Source organism: Psychrobium sp. MM17-31, assembly GCF_022347785.1.
Taxonomy (GTDB): Bacteria; Pseudomonadota; Gammaproteobacteria; order Enterobacterales; family Psychrobiaceae; genus Psychrobium.
This window is the reverse complement of record NZ_JAKRGA010000004.1, coordinates 359,839-374,375: the sequence shown is the minus strand read 5'-3', so window position 1 is coordinate 374,375 and position 14,537 is coordinate 359,839. Positions and strand designations below refer to the sequence as shown.

The window sequence follows — 14,537 nt, the reverse complement described above, 5'->3', positions numbered from 1 at the left end:
TGCACACGACTATTGCTCACATTGCTATTTAGGCCGCTATACTTCGGTATACGCGGCCGCTTTTTTATCCAACGTTAAAATCGTCACACTCTGCGCGATGTGACATTGCTTTATGCTCTCTCTATCCGGCTCACTCAAAGCATTGCTCTCAAATTACTTCGATATATATGGAGTAAACATTATTTTTCACGGATGAAAAATTGAGCCAACAGGGACGTTTTTACGGCGAGTTTACGGAATATGTATTGAAATGAGCACCACTCCTTTTCGTTGACGAGTAGATACACCAAAAAAGAAACAGTTCATAAAAAACCGCGAAGCATGGCTCGCGGTTTCGGTAAGCACTTAATAGATAGAATTACTTCATCATCTTCACTAGCTGCGCAACGCCGTTTTCGATACCAGAAGCAGCTTGTGAAATTGATTGCGCCAACATGTAGGCTGGTGTAGAAATCACATTGCGTGATTCGTCAACCGCAATCTCTTCAACAGTGCGCTCGATATGTTTACCGCCCATCGCCTCAATAGCTTGAATGGTGTCAGGATCATTGCCGATAGTTAGCTCAACACCTTCACCGTAAACCGCCGGTAATAACGCAGGAGCAATACACATATATAGCGAAGGACGCGATAAAGTCGCAAAATCTTTAAATACTGCCAGAGCAGTTTCATCCACTTGGCAAGCGGTACCTTCAAATGCGAAGTTCGATAGATTTTTTGCAACACCAAAACCGCCAACAACCACAAGACCGTCAAAGTCTTTAGCTACACAAGTCGTCAAATCTTTCACATCACCACGATTAATACGCGCAGCTTCTTCTAAAACATTGCGTGTCGCAGACGTGTCTTCTTCGCCCGTTAAGTGATTAATAACGTGATGCTGTGCTTTATTTGGTGCAAAACATTCAATCGACACACCTGCGCGATCAAGGCTTAATAAAGTTAAAATACTCTCTTGTAATTCAGCGCCATCATAAACGCCAGATCCAGATAAGATCACCGCTACTTTTTTCATAAAGATCCCTTAATTTGTCGGTAAAATTGCTGCCGTTATTAAACCAATTTAACGCAAAAGATCAAAGCCAAGGATCGTCAATTAAAAATAAAATGATCTTTTTTTAAATTAATACTGGTAATAAAAATCCAATCTGTTAAATTAACGCTCCGGCTCAAAAAACGCGGTCAATAATTCATCAATTGATGATTCATTTTCAAGTTGTTCACAGCCTTAATTCTCAAAATATTTACACTTTTCAACACGGCAATCCTTATGCCAAGTTGTATGTATTATCCACATTACGACTAAAAATTGTGTGATTTGATTCTTATATAACTTATCTATATAAATCAACCCTTTAAAGACTATCTTTTTATTACTTTTCTGTTTTCATCTTTTTCGAAATATTTTATCCCACAGAGTTATCCACAGAAACCAGCGCTGATTGTGAGTTAAATTTAGCGCCAATTCACCAATCAGAATTATCACGCTAACACCCGCTAGATTGGCGTGCTAAGATAGCTGCCAATTTACCAATAATAATCACAAGAACGATCACTATTATGGCCAACGTAAAAGAAAATCCTTTCGTCTTAGTTGATGGATCATCCTATTTATTTCGCGCGTTTTTTGCGCCGCCTCATTTAACCAATTCAAAAGGCGAAGCGACTGGTGCCGTCTATGGCGTGATCAACATGTTACGATCGTTGATCAACCAATATCAGCCTACCAATATGGTGGTTGTTTTTGATGCTAAAGGGCCAACCTTTAGAAACGATCTTTACAGTGAGTACAAAGCAAATCGTCCGCCAATGCCAGACGATCTACGCATTCAAATCGAACCACTGCACAACTTGATCAAAGCAATGGGGATTCCATTAATTTCGATCCCAGGCGTCGAGGCCGACGATGTTATCGGTACTCTAGCAACACAAGCCAGTAAGCAAGGCATCCACACGCTGATTAGTACTGGTGACAAAGACATGGCGCAGCTGGTCGACGAAAACACTACGCTAATCAATACCATGACTAATACGATACTGGATCGCGAAGGCGTCGTTGAGAAATTTGGTGTGCCACCAGAGCTAATTATCGACTTCTTAGGCCTAATGGGTGATAGCTCTGATAACATTCCGGGTGTACCAAAAGTTGGTGAGAAAACCGCGCTAGGCATGCTACAAGGTATTGGTAGCATTAATGATATTTACAACAACATCGACAAGCTAGCGACATTAAGCTTCCGCGGCGCAAAAACCATAGGTAAGCGCATGCTAGAGCACGAAGAAATGGCGCGCCTATCTTACGAGCTAGCGACAATTAAACTCGATGTTGAATTAGAGCAAGAGCACAAAGATTTTGTAATGGCTAAACCTGATCTCGACAAGATCATCGAGATCTTAGGCCAATTAGAATTTAAGCGTTGGCTGGCCGAGGCCTTAGATGGTCGCAACCCATTAGGTGTTGGTGGCGACGGTGCACCGCGCGCAGCCACCGCATCAGGCTCAGATGATGCGCCGACATCAAGCATTAAAACCAATAACTACCCAGTGCTTTATACACTAGGTCAATTAATGCAATGGATTCGCAAACTAACAGAAGCAAAAGAATTTGCCTTTGATTTAGAAACCACTAGCCTCGATTACATGCAGGCCAAAATCGTCGGTATGTCGTTTGCGATAAAACGTGATGGAGAGAATGGCGATGAGTTCGAAGCCGCCTACCTACCATTGGCTCATGATTACGAAGATGCACCGAAGCAAATCTCGCTAGAGATGGCACTAGAGAAGTTCAAGCCGCTGTTAGAAGATGAATCCCTGAAGAAGATCGGTCAAAACCTAAAATACGATCGCAATGTGCTTAAAAACTACGATATTACCTTAAACGGCATTAGTCACGACACCATGCTAGCTTCTTATGTGTTTAACTCAACCGCCGTTAAGCACAACATGGATGCGCTATCGCTGAAATACCTTGGCCATAAAACCATTAAGTTTGAAGATATCGCTGGTAAAGGCGCAAAACAGTTAACCTTTAATCAAATTAAGATCAGCGAAGCAGCACCTTATGCTGCAGAAGATGCCGACATTACCCTACGTCTGCACCACAACCTGATTGAGCGCTTAGATGGCGAGCCAAGCCTGCGCAAACTCTATGACACTATTGAAATGCCATTATTGCCTGTATTAGCAGACATGGAACGCAATGGCGTATTAATCGATGACACTCAGCTGTTTGCCCAAAGTGGCGAATTAGCAACACGCATCGACGAGTTAGAGCAACAGGCATGGCAATTAGCGGGTCAAGAATTCAAACTAGGTTCAACTAAGCAGCTGCAAGAAATCTTGTTCGACGAAGATAAAATGGCATTGCCAATTATCAAGAAAACGCCAAAAGGCGCGCCTTCAACCAATGAGGAAGTGCTACAGGAGTTAGCGCACGACTACGAGCTACCAAAAGTTATCTTGGAATACCGCAGCTTAACTAAGCTCAAATCAACCTACACCGACAAACTGCCGCTAATGATTAACGCTGACACTGGCCGTGTTCACACTAGCTACCATCAAGCAGTAACGGCAACGGGTCGTTTATCGTCGACAGATCCTAACTTACAGAACATTCCAATTCGCTCAAACGAAGGCAAGCGTATTCGCCAAGCCTTTGTTGCCCGCGACGGATACAAAGTTGTCGCTATCGATTACAGCCAAATCGAACTTCGCATCATGGCGCACTTGTCACAAGACGAAGGCTTGTTAAAAGCCTTTGCTAACGATCTCGACATTCACCGCGCAACGGCTTCTGAAGTATTTAACACGCCATTTGATGAAGTGTCTGACGATCAACGTCGCAGCGCTAAAGCCGTAAACTTCGGTTTAATTTACGGCATGTCAGCCTTTGGTTTATCGAAACAACTCGATATTCCACGTGGCCTCGCGCAGCAATACATCGATAGCTACTTCGACAAATACCCGGGCGTAATGCAATACATGGAAGACACCCGCACCAATGCTGCCGACAAAGGCTATGTTGAGACGCTTGACGGTCGCCGTCTGTATTTGCCTGACATCAAAGCAAGTAACGGTGCTCGCCGTAAGGCAGCGGAACGCGCCGCAATCAACGCGCCGATGCAAGGTACCGCGGCTGATATCATAAAGAAAGCCATGCTATTAGTGAGCGATTGGCTCAAAGCGCAGCCAAGTGAACTAGCAACCATGATCATGCAGGTACACGATGAATTAGTGTTTGAGGTGCAAGCAGACAAAGTTGAGCAGTTTAACAAAGACGTTGCACAACTGATGTCGCAAGCCGCAGATTTAGACGTACCATTGGTTGCGGAAGCTGGCTCTGGTGACAACTGGCAGCAGGCGCACTAACTGAAAACTTGATCGCTTAAAATAATTTACATCTTAAGTGAACTAATTTGACTGGGGGCTGACTAATGAAATGTAGTTAGTTATCTCCTTAAGTTATATTTCCTTGTGACGAGTCGTTTTGAAAAAAATCGACTCGTTTTTTTTGCCTTAAATTCTTCTTAGAAAATTATTTATAAAACTGATGAACTTTATCGACTGGCCACTGACTAACAAAATGTAGTTAGTTATCTCCTTAAGTTACATTTCCTTGTACCGAGTCCATTTTAAATAATCGACTCGGTTTTTTTTGCCCTGTTTCCGCCAAATTACATCCCCTAAAAAATATTCATTAAGTTGATGAACTTTTTCAACTGACCACTGACTAACAAAATGTAGTTAGTTATCTCCTTAAGTTACATTTCCTTGTACCGAGTCCATTTTAAATAATCGACTCGGTTTTTTTGTCTATTTAAAATTTACCTCGCAAATTAAATGGTGTAACTTTTTAGTCATATTCTGTGTCTATACTTAAGAAGTTATTAAAACAACTTGTAGATAGTGAGGTAGTTATGCGTGATATCAACGATGACCAAACCCAAGACATTATTTATGACTCAGCATTTGAAGTAACTGAATCACCACGAAAGCGTTCTAGCGTCGCTAAACGACGTGCTATTAGAGCAAGAATTGATGAAATAAATGAACAGCGAGAATTGCGCCGTCTTATTGAAGAAGAGTGGGATCATTAATAGACCTAATAAAAAAACCAAGTGAATTCACTTGGTTTTTTAGTATTCAGAGCTAGGGTTACTTTTTAGCTTTGCTGCGCGAGGCGCTCTGAAAATACTTGCGCTGTAAGTGGATAAGCTAGGTAATAGCCTTGGCCAAACTCACAACCAATATGCTGCAGTACTTGTAGTTGCTGTGGCTGCTCAATCCCTTCTGCCACCACTTTTGTACCCAGCTTAGTTGCCATCGCAAGAATCGCTTCACAAAGTACTTGGCCATCTTTAGTTGCCGCGACATTAGCGATAAACTGCTTATCAATTTTCAAATAATCAATACCAAGCTCTTTAATAAAGGCCAGCGAAGAATATCCTGCGCCAAAATCATCAATAGCTAACTCAATGCCACAAGCCTTTATACGTTCAATATTAGCAATAATATCGTCGGTTGGGTTCACCAATAGCTGTTCGCTAACTTCAAAGATAATATTGTTTGCTTTATCTTTATGCGCTTCTAATTCTGTTAGCCAGTGCTCACTGTGACGGCTATTATCTGTGTATTGACGCAGCGATGTATTGACGCAAATTTTAAAGGCTTCCCCAGCCACCTCTCGCCAAATCATCGATTGAGATATCGCTTTCTTAACAACCCAGTGAGTCAACGGGAATGTTTGTCCAGTTTCATCACTTAGCTCAATAAAATCATCTGGATATAACATGCCACGAGTGGGATGTTGCCAACGCAATAATGCTTCAGCGCCGATTATTTTTCCTGATTTAAGGTCAACCACTGGCTGGTAGTGCAGTACTAGTTCATCTTCTTTAATGGCGCGACGTAAATCTTCAGATAATTGACGACGTTCATTGGCTTCTTCACGCAGCTCATTAGTAAAATAGCTAAAGCGATCGCGACCAGACTCTTTAGCTTGATACATTGCCTGGTCAGCATTTTTCATCAGCTCATCGAGTCCTTTGCCGTCATCAGGGAAGAAAGTAATCCCAATACTAGCCGACACATGCGCGATATCTTCATTGAGTTGAAAAGGGTCTGTTAACGCCTGCAAAATATTACTAGCGACTTTCTCAACCCCTTTTTCACCACGGACATCATTGAGCAACACTACGAATTCATCACCACCCAAGCGCGCTACCGAATCACTCGCTCGAACACAATTTTGAATTCTTCTAGATGCCTCGATCAATAATAAATCCCCAGCGTCATGGCCAAGCGTATCATTAACTTCTTTAAAGCGGTCTAAATCCAAAAACATCAGCGCAAACTTTTGTTTGTTGCGAGTCGCATTATTGATAGCAACATTAATGTGCACGGCACTTAATTCGCGATTTGGTAACCCAGTTAGCGCATCATAATTGGCTTGTTGCCAAATGAGCTTATTGGCGCGATCGCGTTCGATTGCAATCGAGGCTAGATGTGCAGTTTGTTCGATTAGGCGAAATTCAATTTCTTGCGGTTCACGAATCTCTCGATGATAGATAGCAAAGGTTCCGAGTACTTTGCCATCGCTACTCAAAATAGGCTCAGACCAACAAGCACCAACGCCAGCCATTTCGGCTAGCGCCAAATAATCACTCCAATATTCATGATTGAAAATATCGCTAACAACCACCCGCTCGGCTGTCGCGGCAGCAGTGCCACAAGAGCCCACACCATGGCCAATTTTTAAACCTATTAACGCTTTGTTATAGGCATCTGGTAATGATGGTCCATAACAACGAACGACGTGCTCCGAGTCATCATCGAGAATCAAAATACTACAAATCATCTCGGGAAACTCACGCTCAACGCCGGCGATCATTTCATGAAAAGTCGATTTAAGCGGTGTCCCTTGCGCCACCAGCTCTAACGCGTGACTGCGCAACCCGCTAAGCTGATCATTACCGTGCAGTTTGGTGGATAGATCGCGCCATGCTTTTTTCTGCGCTCGCAAGCCATGAGATTCTTGCTCTAGTTGAACATTTTGAAATTCACTTTCGACCACTTTTGCTAAATCGCTAAGCAGCTGAACTTTTTGCGCTGGAATTTTGCGCGGCTTAGTATCTAAAGTACATAAGGCACCAACAATTTCTCCCGCATAAATAAGTGGGATCCCTACATAACAACGGAACTTAGGCGTGCTAACAACGTAATTTAAATGATGAACATTGTCATCGAGTAAGGTGTCTTCGATAACTGTAGGCAAAGGATTGCGAATAGCGAAATTACAAATAGATTGGTCGCGAGTACTTTCGTAATCTTTTTGATTGAAGGTCGCTTTTGCCCAAATACGCTCTTTATCAACTAAGTTAACAAAGGAATATGGCATTTCCATCAATGCCATTGCTAGGCGAACAATGCGATCAAAACGTTCTTCGGGCAGTGTATCAACAAGCGCAAGCTCAGAAACTGCATTAGCTCTTGCCGCTTCAACGATGGACGCTATGTCACTGTGACTCATTAATACGCTCTCCCAAAAAACACTGATTAGCTATTATAACTTGGAGCTGGGTGCAACATTATAACAAAAGTATCAACATTGGTGTTCACTGACGATCTTGTGCTTTAGTCGCCTTGAATCTTGTCTTAACTTCATTAGTACTGTTTTATTACCCGCTTGGCAAGCATTGAGAGCGCTTACCAGCAAAGTTTCCATTCTCCACTTATGAACGCGCGACATCGAAACTGATGACATCGCGAATGTGCGTCTTGCCAAGCGCTAACATGATCAAACGATCAATCCCCAAGGCAACGCCTGCACAATCAGGCAATCCCTGTGCCAATGCATCAATTAGGTGATGATCTATCGGCTGCGGTGCTAAACCACTTGCTACTCGCTCAGCGTTATCTTGTTCGAATCGCGCTAACTGCTCTTTGGCATCTTGCAGCTCGTGAAAACCATTAGCCAATTCAATACCGCGATAGTAAAACTCAAAGCGACGCGCCACGCGTTTATCATCACTATCTAGCTGCGCCAGTGCCGCTTGTGATGCGGGAAAGTTGTAGATAGCCATCGGCCTGTCGAGGCCAATTTTAGGCTCGATCACAAAGCAAAATAGACATTGTAATAGCGTGTCGATATTGGTCTCGACCGCAACAAAATCACCAAAGTCATAGCTCAGCGCAACCTTTCGAACAGCTTCGATATCACTAGTTAATGGATCTAGATTTAGATGTTCGATAAACACTTGCTGATAAGATTTGATGTCGCAAGGCAAACTTCCTAATACCAGCTGTAATAACTCATCCACTTCATTGATCAGCGTCATGTGGTCATAATCAGGCTGATACCATTCCAGCATGGTAAATTCAGGGTTGTGATGACGTCCTGACTCTTCATTACGAAAGGCTTTAGCGAGTTGATAAATAGCTCCACTTCCCGCACACAGCAAGCGCTTCATATGAAACTCTGGTGACGTTTGCATAAACAGCTGTTGCCCATCGGCAAAGCCCGGCCCTACGAAGGTGGTATCGAAAGTGTGTAAGTGAACATCTGTTACCGTCGCCTGCGACAGCGTTGGTGTCTCTACTTCCATCACGCCTTTATCGTCAAAAAAGCGGCGAATAGTGGCGATAATTTTCGAACGAGCGCGAAGTGTCGCGATATCAGCGCTAGGTTGCCAATTTGTCGGTTCGTTGCTCATCAAGTTTTCCTCTAAAAAAACACATCGCCGCTTCACGGCATTGCTTACATGGATGTAAGTACTATGACTTTGCAGGAGCATAAAGTCCGTGCCTACATGGATGTAGGTACTTAGACTTTGCAGGAGCATAAAAAAGCCCGATTAAACTTATCGTTTAATCGGGCTTTTTAAAATATTTACTATTACTTGCTTACGCGAGAAACGTATTCGCCAGTACGAGTATCTACTTTGATTACTTCACCGATTTGGATGAATAGTGGAACGCGAACAACAGCACCTGTGCTTAATGTTGCCGGCTTACCACCAGTACCCGCAGTATCGCCTTTAAGACCTGGATCTGTTTCAGTTACTTCTAACTCTACGAAGTTAGGTGGTGTAACGATGATTGGGTTACCGTTGTATAAAGTAATGATACATTCGTCTTGCTCTACTAACCATTTAGTTGCATCGCCAATCGCCTTAGCGTCTGCAGCGATTTGCTCGAATGTTTCATTGTTCATGAAGTGCCAGAACTCACCATCGTTGTATAGGTAAGAAAGATCACATTCCATCACGTCAGCCACTTCAAATGACTCACCAGACTTGATGGTTTTCTCTAGAACTTTGCCTGTAATCAGTTTGCGAATTTTAACGCGGTTAAAGGCTTGGCCTTTACCTGGTTTAACGATTTCGTTTTCGATGATGGTGCTTGGCTCACCTTCAAAAATTAACTTTAAACCATTTTTAAATTCATTCGTGCTAACTGTAGCCATGACTTCCTCGTTATATTCTGAGCCTAGTGCTCATTTTCTGTAATATTTAGCGTAATAAAGTGGAGACAACCTTACAGCGAATTTGAATAATTGCTATAGTCCACTCATCATTAAAATTTTTAGTCAGGGGATTCTACCTGATTAATTGCCAATCTAAAAACAAATGCCGCAGATAGTCGTCCAAAATTTAATTCCACATCAAAGTTCTTGGCAAAAAGAGCTAGGACAGGTATTTACCGATCCTCAAAAACTGCTGCAATACTTGGCTATTGACGAAGCGCAATTTCGCGAATCATTCAAAGCGCGCAAGCTTTTTCCGCTACGAGTACCGGTTCCTTTTGCTGATCGTATGGAACAAGGCAATATCAATGATCCATTGCTCAAACAAGTAATGACCTCTAGCGATGAGTTCCTTACCGAAGAAGGTTTTAGTAACGATCCGCTACTCGAACAAGATGCCGCCATTCCCGGTTTACTGCACAAATACGACAACCGCGTATTGTTAATGCTAAAAACCGCCTGCGCCGTTAATTGCCGCTACTGTTTTCGCCGTCACTTCCCTTATCAAGAGAACAGCGTTAATCAACAAAAATTACAACAAATTGCCGATTACATCGCAGACAAACCTCAGATTAACGAAGTGATCCTTTCTGGTGGCGATCCGCTGATGGCTAGTGATAAGCATGTTATTCAGCTAATTGAGTTGTTATCCAAGCTCAAGCATATCACCCGACTGCGCATTCACACCCGTTTACCAGTAGTTATTCCCTCGCGTATTACACCCGAGTTGTTAACAGCATTAAACCAAGCGCCGTTTAATGTGGTGATGGTGCTGCATGTTAATCACGGTAATGAAATCGATGAGCATGTTGTCAACATGGCCAAATCCCTCAAAGCTCATAATGTCACCTTGCTAAACCAAGCAGTTTTGCTCAAAGACATCAACGATAGCGCTGCGGCGCAAGTTGAGCTCAACGAGAAGTTATTTGATGCGGGCATTATGCCCTACTACCTACATTTACTAGACAAGGTCAATGGTGCAGTGCACTTTGATGTGCCACAGCAAGAGGCAATTAATCTGATGCATCAGCTCTATCGTCAGCTTCCGGGTTTTTTAGTGCCTAAATTGGTGCGTGAAATTGGCGGTGAAGCGCACAAAACACCTATCGATTTAGGCTTGCACCCTGAGTTATAATCCAGCCAATTAAAATTTCCACCGAGATTGTTATGCCACACACATCATTATTTGAAGCGTTAAAAGAAAATATTCGCGTTATTTATCGTCAATCTATCGACGCCGATAAAAAGTTGGACGAATTACGCCAACAAGACATGGCAAAATTTGCCGCTATTTTTAACGAGCAACAAGGATTTAAGACCAAAGCTAACCGCTTTACGCCTTATGCTGAAGAATTGGGAAATGATCTCGTCGCTTTACAACAAGGCAACCCAGATGATGTAGCAACAAATGTGCAGCCGCTGGTTTCTAAAATTGAAATCCAATTGCAGCTGCTACAAGTGTTTAAAAGTAACTTAAAAGCTAAGCCTGCTGAAAAGTAATTTCAGCAGTCCTATGACGCTTAAGCTGCTTGGCGACTAGCGTCATCCATTGCAAATGCTTGCATGATTTGCGCTTGACGCTCAACTAACGTATCGCTGATAAAACAGATGCGGTCGCCTGTTTTATGCTGTTCCATGATGCCAGGGATTTGCTGTGCCATGATGTCATCATCTTCACTTAATGCGTATAGAGCAATCTCTTCACCCGGAATTGAATCAAGCGCTTCATAAGCACCTGTACCTACCGGCGTTAGGTTAATGTCGTTACCTACGATTTCGCCACCAGCTAATGCACAGTAAATTTCTTCACCCGAAAATTCACTCTTAATCACCATGTATTGCACGTGACCTTCGTGCTCTAAGCCTAAGCTGTTTAATACCATTTGATCTGTTTCTGCACTGGCACGAGCGTGTACTGCGATTTCACTTTTAAACATAATAATATCCTTGGTTCATGTGTCAGAAATTTGAACTTCACACTGACAAGTTATAGATATTTTATTTAAAGCAATTGCGATGCCAACTTACAAAAATATTCTTCGATCGAAAAAGATCAATAACTTAGCTACTGATCGTTAATCACTGGCATTAAAAAACGGCAAAAATTGTCGTTGTTGCCGTTTTTAGTGTCAAAGAGCTGTTATCGCGTTAGCTCGTTACGCATCCATTTCTTAAGCATCGCTTTTTCATAGCCCAATTGTTTAGATGCAACCAGCGGTGATCCCATATTAAATGCCATGTCTCTAAAGCGTTTGCGCTGCGCTTTAATAACTTTACCGTTGTTATCGAGCACAGAATATTCGATATCGATCATCGGTGGATAAATACTCTTAATCACCCGAATGTCATTACCAGCTGCCATCATCGGGCGTACATCACCAGCTAAATCGAGATCATAAACTTTCAGCTTGATCCTTTGACCATTATTTAAAAATTTAGGTAATTCTTGTTGGATATATTTTTCAAGCTCTTTCATAACACGAGCCTGATAGCGTTTCTTGTTGCCGTTAGCCGTATCAACATCGCGGAATTTTTCAGGCTTGATCCAATCGATCATAACAGGATCAGTGTTGGTCGCAGCGTGCAGCGAGCCAACTAAAAAAGTCGAGGACAATACAAGTCCCATCATTAAAGGCTTAATCATTTTGCCTCCTTATTATTAGTAGCGCATAGAAATAGAGCCAAGAACCATACGAAAGTTCCACTTAACTTATGCTGAAGTTACCCAATATTGTTCACAGAACAACCAATTTAGGTTTAATTAAATACAACCAATGGATTACAATGTACCACTTACAAGTAAGATTCAACTAGTTAGATAAGGTTCTTGATATGCGCATCCTCTTATTGCTCGTGTTACTCAATATTCAAGTAATTGCTTTTGCAACGGAGAATGCAACAGACGATAAAGAAAATTGGATTTCAATTACTATCGACAATGACGCCTTTGTTGGTAATGACAGCGGTTATTCCAATGGCTTATTTGTATCGACGTTTGAAGTAAACAAAACGCCAACCAATCAACCAGACAACGATCTTTGGGTAACGCCGCTAATGTGGAGTATGCCGAAAGATAAATTTACGATGACCGCCAACGCATACTCTTTTGGCCAGCAGCTTAATACGCCTAGCGACATAAAAATTGAGAATCCAAGTCTCAATGAACTACCCTATTCTGCGCTACTAGCAATGTCTAACAGCTACATAACCATCACGCCAGAATATGCCGATTTGGCCACAACCACCATAGGACTCGTTGGCCCGATGGCGCTTGGTGAAGAAGTTCAGACATTTGTTCACAAAATTATTGGCGCAAATGAACCTAAAGGATGGGACACACAAATTAAAAATGAAGTGGTATTCGAATTTGCGCGCGCTCGATCTTACCGCGCTTGGAGCAGTCAGGATAATCACTTTGATGCGCTGGTTAATGGCCGTGCGACACTGGGAACAATTGAAACATCGGCCAGCGTTGGTGGCTTTATCAGATACGGTCGCAACCTTGAGCAATCTCATGCCACCACCTTGCTATCTGCTTCACGCATCACAAACCCAATTGCAGTTGACGGCTGGTATGTATTTTTAGGCGCAAGTTTTGGCTACATGTATAACAACATCGCGGTTGACGGTAATACCTTCCGAGACTCACGCTCTATTAACTACCAAAACGATTACGTTAGTCTTACCACAGGCTTTGCTTATACATGGCGAGATCTTTCTATTACTTTTGCCATCAACGACTTCAACATTTTAGAAGACGATACAGACGAGCAAGCGTTAGCCGACCTCACCGAGTTTGGCACCATTAGTTTCTCTTGGAAGCTATAAATCGTGAGGCTCGCTTGCCATTGAGTAGCGAGCCAACAAAAGTTGAGCGAATACATGCATCGTAAATCGCCAACGAGATCATTACTGTTGCACTGCAAATTACTAGCAACTTGACACCCCAATGCCATGGCAACTCAGCGACCGCCACCTGCAGCCAAACCACCAGCGGTAAATGAATGAGATACATCCAGTAAGACGCGTCAGCAATATAGCTCACCACTTTATTGCCGCGAGCAAAGAGCTTACGGCAAATGGCTAAACTCAAGGTCACAAGTAAACACATCATCAGTGCATAACTCAGTAAATAGGTGAGTTTAAGCCACATATAGTCATCGTGGGCACGCTGACTTTCATAACCCGACAACGAGAGCACCGCCATAATTGCAGCGCAACATAAGGCAACTCGCCACCAGCTGAATTTACTCAGCATATCTAGCAATACTTGATGCTTAGCCACAAGCCAGCCAGCAACAAAAAAGCAGCCATAAAGTGCAAATACAGACCATATTGGCCATAGCGATTTGTCAGGCGTATCAACGTCCCAACCGTTCATAAACCACAAACACAACATGATAGGGAATACACAGAGCAAGCCAATTATCGAAAACCGCGCCCCAATATTGGCTACATTACTTGTTGCATTGTCTATCCATTCGCTCAAACCACTGGCTCGATTTAAAATCCACTTAGCCGCCAATACAGTAAAAGTAATGAGTAGCAAGTAATACAAAAACCACAAATGCGTGCCTACTAAGATGTCTTGGCCATTAAAGGCTGTTAAGCCGTTTGCTAAGCCAGCAAGCACATCGACATCACCTTGCATGCTTTGCCCGCCAATAGTCCAGCCGGCAATAATCAACGGCCTCAATGCTATCCAACCAATAGTGAAAGGCACACCAATGCGTAAAACACGCGACCGAATAAATCCGCCAATGCCATGTTTATTGACACTTAAACAAGCGAAGAAGCCAGCAATGAAAAAGAACAGTTCCATGCGAAACGAATGACTAATCAACGCAAACACGCCAACGCTGTTACTCGTATTAATGTCCATTACCGCCCAACCAATAAAAATGGGCATAAAAGACAGGCAGGCGTGGAATACAATGCCTAACAACAGCGCGCCAGCTCGAACGGCATCGAGATAATGTAAGCGATTGCCTGCTTGCGTATTTAGATTAGTCAT

The 14,537-nt window shown here is 42.8% G+C and carries 12 protein-coding genes; 5 read left to right on the top strand and 7 right to left on the bottom strand.

Annotated elements, in window-relative coordinates; translation table 11 throughout:
* Window positions 1–358: 358 nt before the first annotated feature.
* Window positions 359–1,015 (bottom strand): isoprenoid biosynthesis glyoxalase ElbB, encoded by a 657-nt coding sequence (gene elbB / locus MHM98_RS14340; protein WP_239440043.1) that lies wholly within the window; start codon window positions 1,013–1,015, stop codon window positions 359–361.
* Window positions 1,016–1,560: 545 nt separating this feature from the next.
* Here elbB and polA point away from each other — a divergent pair.
* Window positions 1,561–4,368, top strand: coding sequence for a DNA polymerase I (gene polA, locus MHM98_RS14335; protein WP_239440042.1), 2,808 nt, complete (start codon window positions 1,561–1,563; stop codon window positions 4,366–4,368).
* Between the two features lie 548 nt (window positions 4,369–4,916).
* Window positions 4,917–5,096, top strand: coding sequence for a hypothetical protein (locus MHM98_RS14330; protein WP_239440041.1), 180 nt, complete (start codon window positions 4,917–4,919; stop codon window positions 5,094–5,096).
* Window positions 5,097–5,161: 65 nt separating this feature from the next.
* On the opposite strand, the gene MHM98_RS14325 is transcribed toward MHM98_RS14330, so the two are convergent.
* The 3 genes from MHM98_RS14325 to efp all read right to left on the bottom strand — a co-directional run bounded on the left by MHM98_RS14325 (window position 5,162) and on the right by efp (window position 9,463).
* Window positions 5,162–7,528, bottom strand: a complete 2,367-nt coding sequence (locus MHM98_RS14325) for an EAL domain-containing protein (RefSeq protein ID WP_239440040.1) — start codon at window positions 7,526–7,528, stop codon at window positions 5,162–5,164.
* A 202-nt stretch (window positions 7,529–7,730) separates the two neighbouring features.
* Window positions 7,731–8,711 carry an elongation factor P--(R)-beta-lysine ligase gene (gene epmA / locus MHM98_RS14320; RefSeq protein WP_239440039.1) on the bottom strand — a complete coding sequence of 327 codons (981 nt, stop codon included), beginning with the start codon at window positions 8,709–8,711 and terminating at the stop codon, window positions 7,731–7,733.
* Between the two features lie 182 nt (window positions 8,712–8,893).
* On the bottom strand, window positions 8,894–9,463 hold the full coding sequence (efp, locus tag MHM98_RS14315; protein WP_239440038.1) for an elongation factor P: 570 nt from the start codon (window positions 9,461–9,463) through the stop codon (window positions 8,894–8,896).
* Between the two features lie 163 nt (window positions 9,464–9,626).
* Between efp and epmB the strand changes: the two genes are divergently transcribed.
* Both epmB and MHM98_RS14305 read left to right on the top strand, forming a co-directional pair.
* The gene (gene epmB, locus MHM98_RS14310; RefSeq protein ID WP_239440037.1) at window positions 9,627–10,658 is read left to right on the top strand and encodes an EF-P beta-lysylation protein EpmB; all 1,032 of its coding nucleotides are present in this window, start codon (window positions 9,627–9,629) and stop codon (window positions 10,656–10,658) included.
* Window positions 10,659–10,690: 32 nt separating this feature from the next.
* Window positions 10,691–11,023, top strand: coding sequence for a prephenate dehydrogenase (locus tag MHM98_RS14305; RefSeq protein ID WP_239440036.1), 333 nt, complete (start codon window positions 10,691–10,693; stop codon window positions 11,021–11,023).
* 20 nt (window positions 11,024–11,043) lie between these two features.
* On the opposite strand, the gene MHM98_RS14300 is transcribed toward MHM98_RS14305, so the two are convergent.
* Both MHM98_RS14300 and MHM98_RS14295 read right to left on the bottom strand, forming a co-directional pair.
* Window positions 11,044–11,460, bottom strand: coding sequence for a hypothetical protein (locus MHM98_RS14300; RefSeq protein ID WP_239440035.1), 417 nt, complete (start codon window positions 11,458–11,460; stop codon window positions 11,044–11,046).
* Between the two features lie 203 nt (window positions 11,461–11,663).
* On the bottom strand, window positions 11,664–12,167 hold the full coding sequence (locus MHM98_RS14295) for a DUF3016 domain-containing protein (protein ID WP_239440034.1): 504 nt from the start codon (window positions 12,165–12,167) through the stop codon (window positions 11,664–11,666).
* A gap of 188 nt (window positions 12,168–12,355) precedes the next feature.
* On the opposite strand from MHM98_RS14295, the gene MHM98_RS14290 reads away from it, so the two are divergent.
* Window positions 12,356–13,351: a lipid A deacylase LpxR family protein gene (locus MHM98_RS14290; RefSeq protein ID WP_239440033.1), complete on the top strand. Its 996-nt coding sequence runs from the start codon at window positions 12,356–12,358 to the stop codon at window positions 13,349–13,351.
* On the opposite strand, the gene MHM98_RS14285 is transcribed toward MHM98_RS14290, so the two are convergent.
* A complete protein-coding gene (locus tag MHM98_RS14285) occupies window positions 13,329–14,537 on the bottom strand; it encodes an acyltransferase family protein (protein WP_239440122.1) in 1,209 nt (402 codons plus the stop codon). The genes MHM98_RS14290 and MHM98_RS14285 overlap by 23 nt on opposite strands.

Excerpts from the sequence above, each read along its gene's own strand:
- MHM98_RS14285 (WP_239440122.1), bottom strand. The coding sequence starts at position 14,537 with ATGACTAATCTAAATACGCAAGCAGGCAATCGCTTACATTATCTCGAT.
- efp (WP_239440038.1), bottom strand. The coding sequence starts at position 9,463 with ATGGCTACAGTTAGCACGAATGAATTTAAAAATGGTTTAAAGTTAATT.
- MHM98_RS14305 (WP_239440036.1), top strand. The coding sequence starts at position 10,691 with ATGCCACACACATCATTATTTGAAGCGTTAAAAGAAAATATTCGCGTT.
- MHM98_RS14300 (WP_239440035.1), bottom strand. The coding sequence starts at position 11,460 with ATGTTTAAAAGTGAAATCGCAGTACACGCTCGTGCCAGTGCAGAAACA.
- elbB (WP_239440043.1), bottom strand. The coding sequence starts at position 1,015 with ATGAAAAAAGTAGCGGTGATCTTATCTGGATCTGGCGTTTATGATGGC.
- MHM98_RS14325 (WP_239440040.1), bottom strand. The coding sequence starts at position 7,528 with ATGAGTCACAGTGACATAGCGTCCATCGTTGAAGCGGCAAGAGCTAAT.
- epmA (WP_239440039.1), bottom strand. The coding sequence starts at position 8,711 with ATGAGCAACGAACCGACAAATTGGCAACCTAGCGCTGATATCGCGACA.
- polA (WP_239440042.1), top strand. The coding sequence starts at position 1,561 with ATGGCCAACGTAAAAGAAAATCCTTTCGTCTTAGTTGATGGATCATCC.
- MHM98_RS14290 (WP_239440033.1), top strand. The coding sequence starts at position 12,356 with ATGCGCATCCTCTTATTGCTCGTGTTACTCAATATTCAAGTAATTGCT.
- MHM98_RS14295 (WP_239440034.1), bottom strand. The coding sequence starts at position 12,167 with ATGATTAAGCCTTTAATGATGGGACTTGTATTGTCCTCGACTTTTTTA.
- epmB (WP_239440037.1), top strand. The coding sequence starts at position 9,627 with ATGCCGCAGATAGTCGTCCAAAATTTAATTCCACATCAAAGTTCTTGG.
- MHM98_RS14330 (WP_239440041.1), top strand. The coding sequence starts at position 4,917 with ATGCGTGATATCAACGATGACCAAACCCAAGACATTATTTATGACTCA.